This window comes from Flagellimonas flava (assembly GCF_050617915.1).
Classification (GTDB): Bacteria; Bacteroidota; Bacteroidia; order Flavobacteriales; family Flavobacteriaceae; genus Flagellimonas; species Flagellimonas flava_A.
Map to the genome: position 1 here is coordinate 1 of NZ_JBODQE010000250.1, position 229 is coordinate 229.

A 229-nucleotide genomic window follows, 5' to 3' on the forward strand; every position below is an offset into this window, starting at 1 on the left:
TACCAGCGATCGTATCCTGCATCCTCAAATGCGATGTAGCAGAAACCATCCACTGCAGCAAATTACCTGGGAGACCACTTTCAAAAGAGCCGTCGCGGTGTTCAAGAGCATCATTGCCAAACATGGCCGCGATAGCGTTGGGTTTTACGTGTCCGCACAGTGCCTTACCGAGGAATACTACTTGGGCAACAAACTGACCAAAGGTTTTATAGGGACCAACAACATAGAT

General features: G+C 48.5%; 1 protein-coding gene. It reads left to right on the plus strand.

Annotated elements, in window-relative coordinates; all coding sequences use genetic code 11:
- Window positions 1-229 (plus strand): molybdopterin-dependent oxidoreductase (locus ACRHOZ_RS21730; protein WP_431130518.1); only part of this gene is annotated, 229 nt, incomplete at both ends.